Below are 16,235 nucleotides of genomic sequence, written 5' to 3'. Positions count from 1 at the left end.
GAGGCCTCCGTTTTTTATTCGCGATTGGCTTGAGTGTTACCCCAGCCGTCCCGCCGCGTGCGCGAGCAGCGTGTACACCAGGCCGGTCTCCGAGGTCAGGTGGCTGCGCAGCTCCTGCGGGCCGCGGCCGTCGCGGGCGACTTCGTCGAGCAGGCGTTCGAACTCCGCGACATAGCGGTCGACCGTACCCTTGAAGTTGCGATCGGCGCGATACTTGCGGGCGACCTCGTCGAAGGCCTTCTGGCCGGCGGGCGTGTAGAGGCGCTTGGTGAAGGCCTTGTTCTCGCCGCGCTGGTAGCGGTCCCACATCTCGGCGGCGAGGTTGCGGTCCATCAGCCGGCCGATGTCGAGCGACAGCGATTCCAGCGGATTGCTGCTACCTTGCGGAGCCTGCGGCTGCGGAGCCGGTGCAGGCTGGCGGCCGCGCGGGGCCTCGCGGCCGTTCGGAGCGCCCTGGTTGGCGTCCGTGCGGTTCAAGAGGTCCGACAGCCAGCCGTCGCGGCCCTGGTCGTTGCCAGCCGGCGCAACCGGCGGAGCTTCGGTGCGGCGCGAAGTGGCCGGCATGCCGAGGTCCGGCGGCGGCAGCGTCGAGGCGCTGCCGGTGTCGCGCAGGCGGGTCTCGGTGCTGCGAGCGCCGACGGCCGCCAGCATCGGCTCTTCCTGGCGCTGCACGCTGGCGCGGCCCGCCGTCGAGACGTCGAGGCCACGGCCATGCTGGGCCACGATGCGGTTGAGCTCGGCGAGGGCCTCGATCTGGTCGACGATCACCTTGCGCATCTGCGCAGTGCTCTCGGCGGCCTCCTGCGGCATCTCGAGCACGCCGCGGCGCAGCTCGTTGCGGGTGGCTTCGAGCTCGTTGTGCATCTCGAAGGCCATCTGCTTCATGCTGGAGACGAGGTTGGAGAACTTCTCCGTCGACTGCTTGAACATCGCATCCGCCTCGTCGGTGGTCTGGCGGTAGATGTCGTGCATGGCGTCGAGGGTCTGCCGGTGCTCTTCCTCGGAGGCCGCGCGCACCGCCTCGAACTGGCGGGTGATTGCGGCGGAACCTGCGCCGGCGGTCTCCGCGACGACGCGGGCGATGTCGCGGGCGCGCTCTTCGGCCGCGGCCAGCGATTCATCGAGCAGGCCGGTGAAGCGCGACAGGCGCTGGTCGAGATCGGCCGTGCGCAGGTCGATCGTGGTGACGAGCGATTCCAGCGCCTGCTTGCGTTCAGCGAGCGAGGCGGTGGTGTTCTTGTTGCTCAGCTCGACGACCTGGGCGGCCTCGACGAGCGCCTTGCCGTGCGCGTCGAACTGGGTGGACAGCTCGCCGAGATCCTGGAGCGCCCGCGTGGTCTTCGTGTTGAAGACGTTGAGCTGGTCTTCCAGGTTCTGCGTCGCAGCGCCGTTGCGCGAGGTGACGTCGTTCATCGCCGAGACGAAGTCGGCAACGCGCGTCACCAGCGCCCGCTCGAGCGAGTTCAAGTTGTCGTGCGCACCGGTCAGCACCTCCTGGAGGAGGATGTTGCCTTCGCGCAGACGCTCGAACAGGGCGACCGTGTCGGTGCGCAGGATCTTGCTGGTCTCCTGCATCTCGGTGACGGCCGCGATCGAGACCTGGCGCGACTGGTCGATCGCCGCGCGCGAAGCCTGCTCGAGGTCCTTGAGCGACTTGCCGACCGCGCCGGTGGCCATCTCGCTCGCCGCATTGATGGTGCGGGCGACTTCGGAGCCGTTGCCCATCATCGTCTGCGAGAACGCATGGCCGCGCGTCTCGATCGACTTCAGCGCGTCCGAGGTGACGCGGTCGATGTCGAGCGTGAGCTGGCTGGTCTTGGAGCCGATCGCATCGACCAGGGCGCCGCGCTTGGCGTCGATCATGTTCGACAGACGGTCGGCCTGCTGCTGCACATAGGTGACGATCTCGTCGGTCTTGCCGGTCATGGCCTGGCCGAAGCTGCTGCTGGCGGCGAGCACGGAGCGCTCGACGTCGGCCGAACTCGACTTGACCCGCGAGCTCGCCTCGTTGGAGGCGGAGATCAGCGCGTTCTGGGCGTTGAGCGCGCTGGTCTGGATGTCGTTGGTCGCGTTCGCGGTGGCCGCGCTCAGCGCGCGCTCGATCTCGGTCGAGATCGTGCGGATCTGGCTCGCGGCATCCGCCGAGGTCGAGGTCAGCGAGGTCTGGGCCTCACGCGCGCTGTTGAGGATGGTCGAGGCGGTGTCGGCGCCGACCGCGGTCAGCGTGCGCTCGATGTCCGTGGTCAGCGACTTGATCTGGCCTGCCGCGTCCGTCGAAGCGGAGATCAGCGTGCCCTGGGCCTCGCGCACGCCGCTGGTGAGCGCCTCGATGGTGGCGCCGCCGGCGGTCGCCAGCGCGCGCTGCATCTCGGCCGCGAGCGAACGGACCTGGCTGGTCTGTTCGGCCGAGACCGCGAGCAGGGTGCTCTGGGCGTCGCGGGCGCTGGTCGTGATCGTCTCGGCGGTCGACTGGCCGACCTGCGAGAGCGAACGGTGCACTTCGGCCGCGAGCGACTTGACCTGGCTCGCCGCATCCGAGGACGCCGTGACCAGGGTGTTCTGCGCCTCGCGGGCGCCGGTCGTGATGGTCTCGGCCGTCGCGGTGCCGGCCATCGAGAGCGAACGCTGCACGTCCGACGACAGCGCCTTGATCTGGTTGGCGGTCTCGCTGGAGGCCGCGATCAGCGCGCTCTGCGCATCGCGGGCGCCGGCGGTGATGGATTCCGCCGTGGTGGCGCCGGCCAGCGACAGCGAGCGCTGCACGTCGGCGGTGAGCGTCTTGACGTGGGTGGCGGCATCCGAGGAGGCGGTGACGAGCGTGGTCTGCACCTCGCGGGCGCCGGCCAGGATCGAGGCTGCGGTCGCAGAACCGGCCGCCGACAGCGTGCGTTCGACGTCGGCCGCGAGCCCCTTGATCTGGTTGGAGGCATCGCCCGAGGCGGCAACCAGCGTCGACTGCGCTTCGCGGGCGCTGGTCAGGATCGAGTTCGCGGCGCCGGTGCCGACCGCGGTCAGCGCGCGCTCGACCTCGGAGGAGGTCATCTTGAGCTGGGCGTTGACGTCGGAGGAGACCGTCATCAGCGACTGCTGCGCCGTGCGCGCCCCGGTCTGGATGGTCTCGCTGGTGTTGACCACGAGGTTGGTGAGCGAACGCTCGGCGTCCTCGACATGCGAGCGGATCGCGGTCGAGATCATCTCGGCGCGGGACATCATGTCCTCGCTGGCCTGGCGGCCGCTGCTCTCGATGCGGCCGGCGACTGCCTCGACGCGCGAGCCGAGCAGGTCCTCGAACTGCGCCACGCGCACGTCGATGTCGCTGGCGACCGAGCCGACCTTGGTCTCGATGGCCTGGTGGATGTCCTGGAAGCGCGCCGTGACCGTGTCGGTCAGGTGCATGCTGCGACCGTCGATGATCTCGGTGACGCCGGTGATGCGGCGGTCGACCGCCTCGATCGCCTGCGCGGTGCCGTCCGTGAGGGTCGAGGTCAGGAGGCTGAGGCGCGAGTCGATCGACTGCACGGCCTGCGAGGCGCCGTTCGTCACTGCGCTGGTCAGGTAGGTGAGGCGGGAGTCGATGGATTCGAGCGCCTGCGAGGCGCCGCCGGTGAGCGTGGTCGTGAGGTGCGTCAGGCGCGTATCGATCGTCTGGATCGTCTGGGATGCGCCGTCGGTCAGCGTCGTCGTGAGGCTGGTCAGGCGGGAGTCGATGGACTCGAGCGCCTGCGAGGCGCCTCCGGTCAGCGACGTCGTCAGATGGGTGAGGCGGGAGTCGATCGACTGGATCGCCTGCGCGGCACCGTCGGTCAGTGACGCGGCGAGCGTGTTGAGACGTCCGTCGATGGTCTCGGTGACGGACCTCGCGCGGGTGTCGAACGACTGTTCGAGCGCGGTGACGCGGCCGCCGAGCTGCTGGTCGAAGGTCTTGATGTGGCCGTCGATCGTGCTGTCGAGGCTGGTGATCTTGCCGTTCAGCGAGTCATCGAGGTTGGCGACGCGTTCGCCGACCGTGGTCTCGAACTGCATCAGGCGCTGGTCTAGCACGGCCGTGATCCGGCCGCCGTGCGAGGTGAAGCGGGTGTCGAAATTGTCGACATAGGTCTTCAGCGTCTCGGCAATGTCCTGCGTGCGCTGGCCCATGCGCTCCACGACCTCGCCGCCGAACGTCTTCACGGTGCGGTCGAACTCGGAGATGTGACGGGTGATCAGCGCGCCCAGCGTGCCGGAATCGCGGGCGAACTTCTCGACCAGCTCGGTGCCCTGGTTCTTCACCAGTTCGTCGAACGCGCTCATCTGGAGCGACAGCGAGTCGTGCGCGGTCTCGGTCTGGCTGACGACCTTGGCGACCAGGGTGTTGACGGTGGCGTCGAGCGCGTCGCTCGCCTTGTCGCCGGAGGTCATGATCTGGTTGGCGAGCCGGTTGCCGGCATCGTCGATCTTGGCAGAGAGGTCGTTGGAGCGCAGCTCGAGCTCGAGCAGCAGGGAGTCCGACGAATTCTTCAGGCTGTCGTGCACCTGCTCGGTGCGCTCGGAGATGCCGTCGACGATCGCGGCGGAGCGCTGCTCGAACTCGCCGGTGATGCGGTCGATGCGCTCATTCAGCATCTCGTGGACGCGGTCGGCGAGGTCGACGAACTCGTCGTGGACGTGGCCGGTCTTGAAGTTGAGGCTGGTGGTCAGCCGCTCGCTGGCGTCGAGCACGGCGCGCGTGGTCTCGTTGCTGGCTTCCTCGAGGCGGTCGAGCAGGTCGCCGCCGCGCTCGCCGAGCGCGAGGATCATGTTGTCGCCGGCATTGCTCAAGGCGCCGGTGATGTGGGCGCCGCGCTCTTCGAGAGCGCCGGTGATGCTCTTGGCGACCTCGTCGACGCGCGAGGCGATCGCGTCCGAGATCAGCGCGATGTCGTGGCGCAGGTCGATCTGCACGCCGGAGATGGCGCTGCGGACCTGCTCGGCCTGGCCGACCAGGTTGTCGCGCTGATGCGCGATGTCCTGGAGTAGGGCGCGGATGCGCACCTCGTTGTCGGAATAGGCGCGCTCCAGCGCCGCGACCTCGTTGGCGACCAGCGTCTCGAGCTCGCCGGCGCGCGCGATCGCGCGCTCGATGCCGTCGCCCATCGCCGCGACCTCGCGGCGGATGGCCTGGCCGACGGTGACCATGGAATCGGAGGCCGAGCCTTCCGGCTCGGAGAAGCGGATCGCGACCTGCGCCATCGCCTGCGCGATCATGCGCATTTCCTGGCCGCGCCAGACCAGGCTCGCGAGGAAGTAGAACAGCATGATCGGCGCGAAGAACATCGCGATCAGGCCGGCGATGACGAGCACGCCGCCGCTCTGGCCCATGGCGGCCTGGATCGAGGGCAGGAAGCCGACGGTCAGCGCGGCGCAGGCGGCGAGCCAGACGCCGGCGAAGATGGTGGCGAAGGTATAGACGCTGCGGGCAGGGCGGCCCTTCTGGAGCGCCTGGAGCAGCTGGCCGATGGTCTCGCGGTCGTCGTTGGCGGCGCGGCGCGTCGAGCGCGGCTCCTCGATCGTATCGAACACGGTGGCCCGCTCGTTCGCGGCAGGGCGCGGCTCGAAGCTCGGCTCGTCAAAGATCGGGGGCTCCGGGGGCGCCACCGAAGACGCCGTTTCGTTGCGCATCGAGGCGTTGCGGCTGGTGTCCGCAGCGGTGTCGCTGATGTTCAGAGCTTCCTGGATCGCAGAAAGCGCAACTTCTGTCGGGTCTTTGACCTTTTTCGGAGTGTTCGCCATGTTCAGTCCGAGCCCTCGTTACTTGTACGCGTCCCCCCGCGAGCCCCGCGCGCTACGCAAGCCCACAGACCGGATCATGCCGCTTGCGCGGATCTTTCAGCCGTCCCCACCCGGACGGCTTGTCCGCCAATTTCTCCAACATCCTATTGGCAGAGCGTCGCGAATGAAATGCCCGCGATTAAGACAATCTTAATCATCGTTAACAGGATCGGGCCGTAACGCCTTAGCAATAAATGCAATTCTCCACCGGACTCGGCCGATTGCGGCAACTTTTCGTCAATAAACGGGCGGATTTACGTAAGGCGGCCCAAACATTTCGTTAACCATTTCCATGCTTGGCTGGGAGGAACCGCACCGCCGAACCGGCGGAACCGTCGCGCGATGCCGGGGTCCTGCGCCATGACGCCTGAACTGCAACGGATGGAATGGATGCCCTCGCCCCCGCTTGCGCCCGTCGACAGCCCCCTCGATCTCGACCACCTCTCCCGCATGACGCTCGGCGACGCCGAGCTGGAGCAGGAAGTGCTCGCAATGTTCGCCGAGCAGGCGGTTCGCCTGCTCGCAGCGATGACCAATTTGCCGGCCGAGGCCGGCGCGCTCGCGCACAAGCTCAAGGGCTCGGCCCGCGGAATCGGCGCCTTTGCGGTAGCGGATGCCGCCGCTCACCTGGAGACCGCGATCCGGACCGGCCACGACCGGCACCACGCCTTCGCCGCGCTGAAGGAGGCCGTGGCCGAGGCCCGCGCCGCCATCGAGGCGATCCTGAAGCACTAGGCCGGCGACCCCCGCAAACGGCGGTGTCTCTAGTCTTTTGTTTTGACGCGTTTTCTGCCCGCAAACCGGGGTCCAGCTCGCATCAAAACGCTATGGCGCCGGGCTAACCGACCCGTTATAGGACAGCCCGGACCCTCCTTCATTCCCAACATCGCGGCAGCACGAGCACACATGGCCAAGATTCACTTTGTCGACCACAAGGGCGAAACCCGTACGGTGGAAATCGAGAACGGCGCAACCGTGATGGAAGCCGCCATCCGCAACAGCATTCCCGGCATCGAGGCCGAATGCGGCGGCGCATGTGCCTGCGCGACCTGCCATGTCTATGTCGACGAAGCCTGGCGCGAGAAGGTCGGCAGCCCGACGCCGATGGAAGAGGACATGCTCGACTTCGGCTTCGACGTGCGCCCGAACTCGCGCCTATCCTGCCAGATCAAGGTCTCCGACGAGCTCGACGGGCTGGTCGTGTCGACGCCGGAACGCCAGGCCTGATCCGACCGTCCCCCTGCATCAGGTGCCAGGCGGCGCGACCTCGATGCCGCGCTTGTGCCAGGGTCTGAGCTTCTCGACGATCTCCGCGGTCAGCGGCGCCGGCCGCCGCGTCGCCTCGTCGAGCATGACGCCGACCGACGTCGCCGAGGCGATGCATTTTCCCTGCGAGAACACGACCTGCTCGAAGGTCACTGACGTCCGTCCCAGTTTCACCACGCCGAGGCCGAGCTCGATCGTGTTCGGCCAGTGCAGCTCGGCGCGGAAATGGATGTCGAGCCGCACCATGATCCAGGCGAGGCCCGGCGGCGTCAGCCCGTAGTCCGGGCTCTTCATCAGGGTGACACGGCCGGTCTCGAAATAGGTGGCATAGACCGCGTTGTTGACGTGCTGGTTGGGATCGAGATCGCCGAAGCGGACGTTGTCGCTGAGGCGGTAGGGGTAGTCCTCCAGGCGCGGCGTCGTATCGAGGCGGCTTGGTGCGTTCACCGATTGATCTCCGTCATATCCAGCCTCGTTACAGCCCAGTTATTTTGACCCGGCAAGTGGGCGCGGTTGCGGGGCGCTCCCGCTTTTATGCCTTCCCTGATCCATCCCCGTTGGCTAGACAGGCAGGGTCACCTCGGCCCAAAGGGCGCCGTCCAACCGATAACGATAAAGAGACGACATGAGCGACGTGATCAAAACCGATGTGCTGATTATTGGCGCCGGCCCCTGCGGTCTGTTCGCCGCCTTCGAGCTCGGCCTTCTCGATATGAAGGCCCATTTCGTCGACATCCTCGACAAGGTCGGCGGCCAGTGCGCCGAGCTCTATCCGGAAAAGCCGATCTACGACATTCCCGGCATTCCGCATGTTTCGGGGCAGGGGCTCACCGACGCGCTGATGGAGCAGATCAAGCCGTTCCATCCGACCTTCCATCTCGGCGAGATGGTCGAGACGGTGGAGAAGATCGGCGATCCCGCATTTCGCTGCACCACCGATGCCGGCAAGGTGTTCGAATGCAAGGTGCTGGTGATCGCGGCCGGCGGCGGCTCGTTCCAGCCCAAGCGTCCGCCGGTGCCGGGCATCGAAGCCTATGAAGGCACCTCGGTGCATTACGCCGTGCGCAAGATGGAGACGTTCCGCGACAAGAACGTGCTGATCGTCGGCGGCGGCGATTCCGCACTCGACTGGACGCTCAATCTGCATCCTGTGGCCAAGCGCATCACGCTTCTGCACCGTCGCGACGAATTTCGCGCAGCCCCTCACAGCGTCGAGCAGATGCGCGCGCTGGTCGCGGCCGGCAAGATGGATCTCCGGCTCGGCCAGATCACTTCGCTCGCCGGCACTGACGGCAAGCTGACCGGCGCGACGATCAAGGGCAACGACAACAACGTCACCGAGATCGCCTGCGATGCCATGCTGCCGTTCTTCGGGCTGACCATGAAGCTCGGTCCGGTCGCGAACTGGGGCATTGCGTTGGAGAACAATCTGGTGCCGGTCGAGACATCCGCGTTCGAGACCAACATATCAGGCATCTTCGCCATCGGCGACATCAACACCTATCCCGGCAAGATCAAGCTGATCCTGTGCGGCTTCCACGAGGGCGCGCTGATGTCGCAAAAAGCCCATCGCTACGTCTATCCGGAGAAGCGGCTCGTGTTCCAGTACACGACCTCGTCCTCCAGCCTGCAAAAGAAGCTCGGGGTCAGCTGACCGCGAGCGGGGTGGGAAGGATGCCCCATGTTTCTGGTGCTGGAACCGTTCGCGAAATCGCCGTAGTCTGCGGCCATTCCAGTCGTGGAATAGCAAGGTGATCATAATGCGGAATCCGTTTCCCAGCTTTCGGCTGCTCTCGCTCCTCACGCTCGCGCTGTCGCTCGGCGCGGTGAGCCCGGCTGCGGCGCAAGCCCCGGTTGCGACGTCGGCCCAGCCAACCGCCGCAGGGCTCTGGCAGAAGGTCGAAGACGGCAAGACGGTGGGATGGTTCCTCTTCGTCGACCACAACGGTGTGTTCGAAGGCGTGATCGCCAAGACGTTCCCGCGGCCCGGCGACGATCCGAACGAGGTCTGTGCGAAGTGCACGGACGATCGCAAGAACGCGCCGGTGCTAGGCCTTTCCTTCATCCGCGACATGAAGCGCGACGGGTTGAAGTATGATGGCGGTAACGTGGTCAATCCGCGCGACGGCAATATCTGGAAGGCCAAGATGACGGTGAGCCCCGATGGCCAGACCCTGACCATGCGCGGCTTCCTCGGCATCTCCCTGTTCGGCAAGGACGAGACCTGGACGCGCCTGCCGGACGCCAACATCGCGCAGGTCGATCCCGCCATCGTTGCCAAATATCTGCCCGCACAGGCCGCAGCGACCAAGCCCGCACCCGCGCCCGCGGCGAAGAAGGGCGGCGCAATGATGGCGCCGGCGCCGAAGCAGTAGGCTCTACAGTCGTTGTTTCACATGCCGCTGTCATTCCCCGCGCAGGCGGGGAATCCAGTACGCCGCAGCCTCTCGATTCAATCACGTCCGTCACGGAGTACTGGATCGCCCGCCTTCGCGGGCGATGACAGCTGAGTGCGTGGCACGTGCGCGCCTCGTCTCGTCATTGCGAGCGTAGCGAAGCAATCCAGTAAGGTTGCTTCCGCATTCTCTTGTCGCCCGCATGAGCGAAGCGATATGCGGGACCACTTGTCCCTGATATCGCTGCGCTCACCCGGGCTACGGAATCGTCAATACGTCCGCGCCTTCTTGCACGGCGCATAGAAGGTGCCGTTGCCGGCAACGACCCGCTCGAGGCATTGCCGGGGATCGGTGATCTCGCCGTCGACCTGGAAATAATAGGCCTGCGTGCCCAGGCTCAGGACGTAATGTCCGGGCGCAAGTTCGAGCTCTGAATCGCCGGTGTGAAGCTCGTGCATCTCGGGTGTCCCTGGAATCGGTGACACCCGGAACGGATAGGCGAAGTTGCGGATGACGCCGACGTCGTCTCCGCCATTCAGCGTCTTGCCTGCGGCGTCGGTCGAAAACTCCCTGGCGATCTTCGCCACGACCCGAACCTCGACGCGTTCGGGAATCGCGTGTGCGGCGTCGCGGCGGAACACGATGAATTTGACGCGGCCGTTCGGCAGATGCGGCCGATCTGGCTTCTTGAACTCCGGTGAAATCGCGACGCGCATGTCCGGCGCCATGACGCCGGTCGCATTCAACTCCGCCAGCGATTTGTCGTCGATCAAGGCGTAGACGCCGTAGTCGGTTGGAAGCACGCGCGTCGGTTTCAACGGCGGTGCGACGGCGGTCACCATTTCCGGCTTGCTGACCGTGATCGTCGTCTCCGGTCTGGGCGGGACCAGCGCGATCTCCTGGGCCTGGGACGAAACCAGCCGGCGCAGCGCGGCGATATGGTCTCGCTGCGAGATGAGAAGAACGATGGCGCCGGCGGCAAGCAGGATGGCCCCCGTACGCTTCATCACCGGCCAGAGCGGACCCGAGATCGCAGGCCGCCTGGATGTCTCGATCGCCGATCGCAGGACCGGAGCGTCGGCGGACAGAAGTGGGCCGCCTGTCTCGCCCGCCTTCGCCGATGTGAGTTGATGTTGCGGCAACCGCTCCAGCGGCGCCTCTTCACGCGAGAACTTCTCGACCTCCTCGATTGCGACCTCGAGCGCCCGCTTCATCTGGTCGATGTTCTTGGCGTCGGCGTAGGTGAACTGCTCCTGGAGCTTGTAGCGGGCAAGATCGTAGACGAGCTGCCGCCTGAACTCCGGATCATCCTTCACCGTCTCCAGCATGCGCGAAATCACCAGCGCAAACTGCACCTCGTTTGCGGGCAAATCGGTCGCGTCCTGCTGGCCAGGGAGCAACTCTCTCGAACTCATAGCGCTGCCGGTCCAATGCCAGTCACGCCGTCACCTGATTTCTCTAATCGAAACAGCCGGTTAAACAAATGCGATAGGTTTCGCGGCCACGTTCGTACACGTTGAGGTGCGACAAGGAAAGCCTCGAAAATGCGCGACAAATCGCCGGCACCCGGAGCATGCAGGACGTGCGTGCCGACATGGGCAACACCGTGCGAGCAGTAGTTCTCCGGAATGCGCGCTGGCGCCGGATTTGCATAGCTGTCGCAAAGCCGCTGGGGAGCGAGTCGCCGTCTCCACGCCTGCCGCCACTGTGCGGAGGGCCGACGGCGGCGCCTATCCCTCGCGGCGCTGATTGCGATCTGCGGGAAGACGACATGCGACTTGCCAGACTATGTGCGGCGGCGCCGCTGGGGCTGATGGCGCTGCTTGCGACCTCGGCGCTGGCGCGCGACGACGGCCGCTACGCCAACTCGCCGCTCAAGCCCTGGTTCGAGAGCCTGCGCAGCGAATACGGACAATGCTGCTCGGATGCCGACGGCTACGTGGTCGCCGATGTCGATTGGGAATCCGACAAGGGGCGTTACCGTGTGCATCTCGACGACGAATGGGTGGTCGTGCCCGACGGTGCCGTGATCACCGAGCCGAACAAGATCGGCCGCACCATGGTGTGGAAGCACTATATCGACGGCCATCCGCGCGTGCGCTGCTTCATGCCGGGCAGCATGACGTAGAAACGTGCGAGCGCCGAACTCCTGACGGCGCGGAAGAGGTTCGTCATGCCCGGGGGCTCGTCCCGGGCATCCACGTTCTGAGTGGCCTCGGCAAGACGTGCATGGCCGGGACGAGCCCGGCCATGACGTTGTGGAAACTTCAGCTCAACGATGCGATCGTTGTCCGGTGACGGACGCTTAGCGCGCCTCGCTCGCCGAACCGGCGCTCGCGAGCCGTTTGACCCGCGGCGACAGCACCGAGACTTGCGCGGGCGAGGCGGGCATGCCGGCGACGGTCATCGCAGGCGAAGCCGACTGCTCCTCGACGCCGGCGCCGCCGAGCACCTGCACCTGCGTTGCCGAGATCGGAAACGACTTGATTTCGTAAGAAGGAAGCTCGCCGGCGAACGCCCCGGCCGAGCTCGCAATCATCGCGCCGGCAATGGCAATCATCGAGAGAACACGCATTGGAAAATCTCCGTGAAAGATGGCAATCGGAGGTTTGGTCGCATCGATGCCGCAACAGGTTCGCTGGTGTGCGAACATTCGATCGCCGCCGGCGCTCTATTTGATTGCGTGATGCGACAGGCGCGAAACGCGGAAGAAGTTTTCCGCGCCAATGTTTCCGGACGGTTTCACGGAGGCCGAGGCGATTTGCTAGCGCGTTTGCAGATCGAGCTGCCGGGATCTGGTCGTCGCTGTGGCCTCGGGAAAGCACAGGCGCATCGTCGTGCCGCGGCCGGGCTCGGAGGAGATGACCAGCTCGCCGCCGTGGGCGGCCATGATCTCGCGGACGATCGACAGGCCGAGGCCGGCGCCGTCGCCCGCGCTGTTGCCGGTCTGAAACGGCTCGAGCAGCTTGTGCTCCGCATCGTCGGGCAGGCCCGCGCCGTCATCGTGGATCGAGATGCTGCCGCGATCGAGCGTGGCGGTGATGCGTCGCGCGCCACGGGCGTGGATGAGCGCGTTGCCGACGAGATTGGCGAGCGCGCTGCGAATGGCTGCGTCCACGCCCTGCACCAGCAGCGGTCCCTGGTCGGCCCGCTCCAGCGCAAGCTCTATGCCGGCGTCCAGCGCCGAGGGGCCGAAATCGGCCAGCACGTCCAGCGTGATCTCCGCAAGATCGATCGGCCGCTTCTCGATCGCGTGATTTTGCAGGCGCGCGAGGTCGAGCATGGCGGAGACCAGCGAGGTGAGGCGGCGAACATCCCGCACCAGCTCGACCTTCAGTGCCGGATCGGGCACGTCGTCGATCTTCGCGCGCAGCAGTGTGAGCGGCGTGCGGAGCTGATGGGCAGCATTGCCGAGAAAGCGGCGCTGCATCCTGATATAGGCGTCGATCTCGCCGAAGGCGCGGTTCAGCGCCTCGACCAGCGGCTTCAGCTCGCGAGGGACCTCGCACAGGGAGATCAGACCTTGCGGTGCTGCAGGGTCGATTGCGAGCGCGCGAAGCGCCACCCGTTCGATACCGCGTGAGACGAAACGCGCGGCCAGCGCCGCGCCGACGGCAACGGTCGCGGCAAAGGCCAGCGCCAGCAGCGTGATCGAAAAGACGCTGCGGATGAGAAAGTTTCTTGCAAGCCGGGCGAAACGGACGTGAGGCTCGCCGACCATCATCGCGAGCTGCAGCGAACCCCTTTGCACGACGGCGAGGCAGAAGGTGCTCTTCTGGTCGAGCGTGCTGAAGACCGATGAGCCGACGGGCCCGTGATAGGGAAACGCGAAGGGGAGGGCCGGCCGGCGTTCGCTGCCGTACTCGCTGACCATGTCGCCTGCGGACACGACGTACCAGAGGTTCGGGCTGTCCGCCTTCAGCTCTTCGAGGGCGGGCGTCGGGCGCACCGTCAGGTTTTGCCCTTCGACCATGGTGGCGCGATCGAGAACGGCGGCCACGACCCGGCAAGCCCTGAACTCGCGTTCCTCCATCGGATAGCGCCAGATGAAGAGGCCGAGCATGATCAGGAAAATCGTCGTCGCGGCGATGCCGAGCGACAGCGCAAAGGTCCGGGCGATCGACGTCATCGCGGCGTTGCCAGCCGCAGGATGTAGCCGATGCCGCGCATGCTGCGGATCTCGACGTCGCCGCCGAGCGCGGCCAGCTTCTTCCTGAGGCGCGAGACCTGCGCTTCGAGCGTGTTGGATTCGATCTCGTCGTCGAAGCCGTAGATCTCCTCGATCAGGGCGGAGCGGGTGATGACGCGGTCGCGGCGCATGAGGAGCGCTCCGAGGATCAGCGCCTCGCGCCGCCGCAGCAGGATTTTGGTGTCGGCGACCACCGCCTCGTTGCTGCCGAGATGCAGCTCGACATTGCCGAGCGACAGCACCGCGGGTGCGAGCAGGCGAGGCCGGCGCAAGACGGCGCGCACCCGCGCAATCAGCTCCTGCGGCTCGAACGGCTTGCCGAGATAGTCGTCGGCGCCGCCGTTGAGGCCGTCGACGACATCCTCCTTGGCGTCCTTGGACGTCAGCATGATGATGGCGGGGCGTTCCGGCGACCGGCTCAGCGCCGTGACCACCTCGAGCGCATCGCCGTCCGGCAGCATTCGGTCGACGATGGCGAGATCGTATTTGAAGTTGTCCAGCGCCTGCCGGGCATCGGCAATCGAGCCGACAAGGTCGACGACGCCGTGCAATTGCCCGAGCAGGCGGCTGACATAGGCGCCGATCTGCGGTTCGTCTTCGATCACGAGGGAGCGCACGCGGGTCGTCCTTGACTCTGCTGGGGCAACAAAACCCCGACCTTGACGCTCGCTGGCCGAATTCCGGCAGTTCGGTTCGTGCGCGAGGTTCCCTTTAAGGCAGCGAGCTTGGCGAATAAAAGGCAGGGACGAGAGCGCTCACTTCGCGCGCGGTCAAAGTTAGGAGCGTGAACGTGGCCCGGGCAATGTTCGGGCAATGTTGATCCGGCGGCGCATCTGGCGCGCGGAATGTCGCAGGGACGGTTGCCCGTTGCAATCTTGGGGCAATTTTGCCGGATCACATGCTGGGCTCCTGACCACACCAGTCGACCGGCCAGCAGGGCCGGTCCGGGGCCCAGTAATGAAGCATCTTGACGAAGCCGCTCTCGATCGTGCCGCGCGCGCGCAGCAAAGCTTGCTGAGCGTATTCCTTGCCGCACTCGGCGCGATCATGGCGATCCCTCAGTCTGCATCGGCGCAGACCGCGTTTACGCTCCCGGCTCCGCCGTTCGATGTACCGATGCTGCCCTCGCCCTCCGGCAACTGGACCGTCATGGTTGGCATCGGCGGCGAATACACGCCGGACTTCGTCGGGTCGAACAACGGAAAATTCCGCCCGATTCCAATCTTCTCGATTCGCCGCGCCGGATCGTTCGACCAGTTTCGCGGCCCCCGCGACAGCGCCAGCATTGCGCTGCTCGACGTCGGCAATTTTCGCGCAGGGCCTGCGTTCAAATACGTCTCGTCGCGCAAGAGCGACAAATATTCCGAGCTGACAGGTCTCGGCGACGTCAAGGCCGCATACGAGCTCGGCGGCTTCGTCGAATACTATCCGGTCGACTGGTTGCGTCTGCGCAGCGAACTGCGTCAGGGCGTGGGTGGCCATACCGGCACGGTGGCCGACGTTTCCGCCGACGTCATCGTGCCGCTGATTCAAAGGCTCACGATCTCGGCGGGCCCGCGCTTCACCTGGAAGAGCACCAAGGCGACCGCGCCGTATTTCGGCGTCGACGCGGCGCGGGCGCTGGCGTCGGGACTGCCGACGTACGATGCCAGGGGCGGTGCGCACTCGGTCGGCTTCGGCAGCCAGATCTCCTATCGCATCAATCCCCAGTGGGAGGTCCATGCCTATGTCGAATACGAGAAGCTGCTTGGCGACGCCGCGGACAGTCCGCTGGTGAGGCTGCGTGGATCGTCGAACCAGACCACGATCGGCCTCGGTGCGTCCTATTCGTTCGACTTCAGGATTCGATAGTCGTCATGCGCCGTCATGTTGTTCTATGGATCGCCCTTGCGGTGACTTCCGTCGTCCTCAGTGCCGCCGCGGCGTTCGAGACGCGCGCGAGCCGGCTCCAGGCGATCAAGACCGTCGGCATCGTCTCGGCCATCGGCGAGGAGATGAGCCTGACGCAGGCCGGCCTGACCGCGCTCGGCAACACCGGGCAAAGCACCTCGATCAGCGCGTGGGGGCTGGACGAGATGATCGTCCAGCAGGCGACGAGGCTGCTGAGCCCACGCTTCCGCGTGCAGGCCGTGAGCTACAGGCGCGCCGCGTTCGCCGCGATCAGGGATTCGGCGGTCGCGCCCGTCAATCTCCTGCGCAGCGATCCGTTCAAGGAGCTGGTTCGCAGCGATGTCACGCCACAGGGGCTGGATGCGTACATCGTCATCACAAGGGCAAGATCGAAGCTTGGAAACGGCCGCAACGTCGAGGGTGTCGGGCTCGCCGAATACCGGACGCTGCTTGCGGATTACGGTTTGATCCACGCGCTGTACGAGGTGCGTGTCATCGACGGCAAGTCATTCGACGTGATCGAGAAGCGGGCGGCTGCGCCGCTCGACAACACCGGCACCCTCCGGCTCGCCGGCCCGAGCGGGCCGGTTGACGAGACGTTCGGCGGTTCGGCTTCGGGCGAACGGCTGCGCGCGGCGATTGCGGACCTCATCACGCGCAGCCTGCCCATCACGCTGGGCGACATGCACCTGACCGACAGTCCGTGA

13 protein-coding genes are annotated in these 16,235 nt (G+C 66.0%); 7 read left to right on the top strand and 6 right to left on the bottom strand.

The annotated features are described in order from the left end of the window. Positions 1 to 36 precede the first annotated feature (36 nt). On the bottom strand, positions 37 to 5,748 hold the full coding sequence (locus tag ACE10W_RS26510) for a negative regulator of septation ring formation (RefSeq protein ID WP_182868905.1): 5,712 nt from the start codon (positions 5,746 to 5,748) through the stop codon (positions 37 to 39). A gap of 399 nt (positions 5,749 to 6,147) precedes the next feature. On the opposite strand from ACE10W_RS26510, the gene ACE10W_RS26505 reads away from it, so the two are divergent. Continuing rightward, a complete protein-coding gene (locus ACE10W_RS26505; RefSeq protein ID WP_028173247.1) occupies positions 6,148 to 6,522 on the top strand; it encodes an Hpt domain-containing protein in 375 nt (124 codons plus the stop codon). 171 nt (positions 6,523 to 6,693) lie between these two features. Continuing rightward, positions 6,694 to 7,014: a 2Fe-2S iron-sulfur cluster-binding protein gene (locus tag ACE10W_RS26500; RefSeq protein WP_011088626.1), complete on the top strand. Its 321-nt coding sequence runs from the start codon at positions 6,694 to 6,696 to the stop codon at positions 7,012 to 7,014. 18 nt (positions 7,015 to 7,032) lie between these two features. Here ACE10W_RS26500 and ACE10W_RS26495 read toward each other — a convergent pair whose 3' ends face one another. Further along, positions 7,033 to 7,500: a thioesterase family protein gene (locus tag ACE10W_RS26495; RefSeq protein WP_028173248.1), complete on the bottom strand. Its 468-nt coding sequence runs from the start codon at positions 7,498 to 7,500 to the stop codon at positions 7,033 to 7,035. Between the two features lie 178 nt (positions 7,501 to 7,678). Here ACE10W_RS26495 and ACE10W_RS26490 point away from each other — a divergent pair, with 178 nt between their 5' ends. Then, entirely contained in the window at positions 7,679 to 8,707 is a 1,029-nt protein-coding gene (locus ACE10W_RS26490) for an NAD(P)/FAD-dependent oxidoreductase (protein ID WP_375762059.1), read from the top strand. A gap of 106 nt (positions 8,708 to 8,813) precedes the next feature. Continuing rightward, entirely contained in the window at positions 8,814 to 9,428 is a 615-nt protein-coding gene (locus ACE10W_RS26485; RefSeq protein WP_028173249.1) for a DUF2147 domain-containing protein, read from the top strand. Between the two features lie 290 nt (positions 9,429 to 9,718). Here the strand turns inward: ACE10W_RS26485 and ACE10W_RS26480 are convergent, their stop codons facing one another. After that, positions 9,719 to 10,819, bottom strand: coding sequence for a hypothetical protein (locus ACE10W_RS26480; RefSeq protein ID WP_236842093.1), 1,101 nt, complete (start codon positions 10,817 to 10,819; stop codon positions 9,719 to 9,721). A gap of 401 nt (positions 10,820 to 11,220) precedes the next feature. Between ACE10W_RS26480 and ACE10W_RS26475 the strand changes: the two genes are divergently transcribed. Then, positions 11,221 to 11,577 carry a hypothetical protein gene (locus tag ACE10W_RS26475; protein ID WP_028173251.1) on the top strand — a complete coding sequence of 119 codons (357 nt, stop codon included), beginning with the start codon at positions 11,221 to 11,223 and terminating at the stop codon, positions 11,575 to 11,577. A 177-nt stretch (positions 11,578 to 11,754) separates the two neighbouring features. Here the strand turns inward: ACE10W_RS26475 and ACE10W_RS26470 are convergent, their stop codons facing one another. From ACE10W_RS26470 to ACE10W_RS26460, 3 genes are all read right to left on the bottom strand, one after another. Beyond that, positions 11,755 to 12,024: a hypothetical protein gene (locus ACE10W_RS26470; protein ID WP_038967743.1), complete on the bottom strand. Its 270-nt coding sequence runs from the start codon at positions 12,022 to 12,024 to the stop codon at positions 11,755 to 11,757. Between the two features lie 189 nt (positions 12,025 to 12,213). Next, positions 12,214 to 13,578, bottom strand: coding sequence for a HAMP domain-containing sensor histidine kinase (locus ACE10W_RS26465; protein ID WP_110116646.1), 1,365 nt, complete (start codon positions 13,576 to 13,578; stop codon positions 12,214 to 12,216). Then, positions 13,575 to 14,255, bottom strand: a complete 681-nt coding sequence (locus tag ACE10W_RS26460; protein ID WP_110116645.1) for a response regulator transcription factor — start codon at positions 14,253 to 14,255, stop codon at positions 13,575 to 13,577. Before ACE10W_RS26460 ends, ACE10W_RS26465 begins: the two co-directional genes overlap by 4 nt. A 340-nt stretch (positions 14,256 to 14,595) precedes the next feature. On the opposite strand from ACE10W_RS26460, the gene ACE10W_RS26455 reads away from it, so the two are divergent. Continuing rightward, positions 14,596 to 15,489: a MipA/OmpV family protein gene (locus tag ACE10W_RS26455; protein WP_246790633.1), complete on the top strand. Its 894-nt coding sequence runs from the start codon at positions 14,596 to 14,598 to the stop codon at positions 15,487 to 15,489. 5 nt (positions 15,490 to 15,494) lie between these two features. Further along, positions 15,495 to 16,235 (top strand): hypothetical protein, encoded by a 741-nt coding sequence (locus tag ACE10W_RS26450; protein WP_370204543.1) that lies wholly within the window; start codon positions 15,495 to 15,497, stop codon positions 16,233 to 16,235.

Origin of the sequence: Bradyrhizobium sp. B025 (assembly GCF_042257955.1) — a bacterium.
Classification (GTDB): domain Bacteria; phylum Pseudomonadota; class Alphaproteobacteria; order Rhizobiales; family Xanthobacteraceae; genus Bradyrhizobium; species Bradyrhizobium diazoefficiens.
Note: the sequence above shows the minus strand (reverse complement) of the source record. Positions and strands in the feature narration are given on the sequence as shown.

Bases quoted from the DNA above. Each gene is read 5' to 3' on its own strand.
- ACE10W_RS26510 (WP_182868905.1), bottom strand. From the start codon at position 5,748: ATGGCGAACACTCCGAAAAAGGTCAAAGACCCGACAGAAGTTGCGCTT.
- ACE10W_RS26505 (WP_028173247.1), top strand. From the start codon at position 6,148: ATGACGCCTGAACTGCAACGGATGGAATGGATGCCCTCGCCCCCGCTT.
- ACE10W_RS26500 (WP_011088626.1), top strand. From the start codon at position 6,694: ATGGCCAAGATTCACTTTGTCGACCACAAGGGCGAAACCCGTACGGTG.
- ACE10W_RS26490 (WP_375762059.1), top strand. From the start codon at position 7,679: ATGAGCGACGTGATCAAAACCGATGTGCTGATTATTGGCGCCGGCCCC.
- ACE10W_RS26485 (WP_028173249.1), top strand. From the start codon at position 8,814: ATGCGGAATCCGTTTCCCAGCTTTCGGCTGCTCTCGCTCCTCACGCTC.
- ACE10W_RS26475 (WP_028173251.1), top strand. From the start codon at position 11,221: ATGCGACTTGCCAGACTATGTGCGGCGGCGCCGCTGGGGCTGATGGCG.
- ACE10W_RS26470 (WP_038967743.1), bottom strand. From the start codon at position 12,024: ATGCGTGTTCTCTCGATGATTGCCATTGCCGGCGCGATGATTGCGAGC.
- ACE10W_RS26465 (WP_110116646.1), bottom strand. From the start codon at position 13,578: ATGACGTCGATCGCCCGGACCTTTGCGCTGTCGCTCGGCATCGCCGCG.
- ACE10W_RS26455 (WP_246790633.1), top strand. From the start codon at position 14,596: ATGAAGCATCTTGACGAAGCCGCTCTCGATCGTGCCGCGCGCGCGCAG.
- ACE10W_RS26450 (WP_370204543.1), top strand. From the start codon at position 15,495: ATGCGCCGTCATGTTGTTCTATGGATCGCCCTTGCGGTGACTTCCGTC.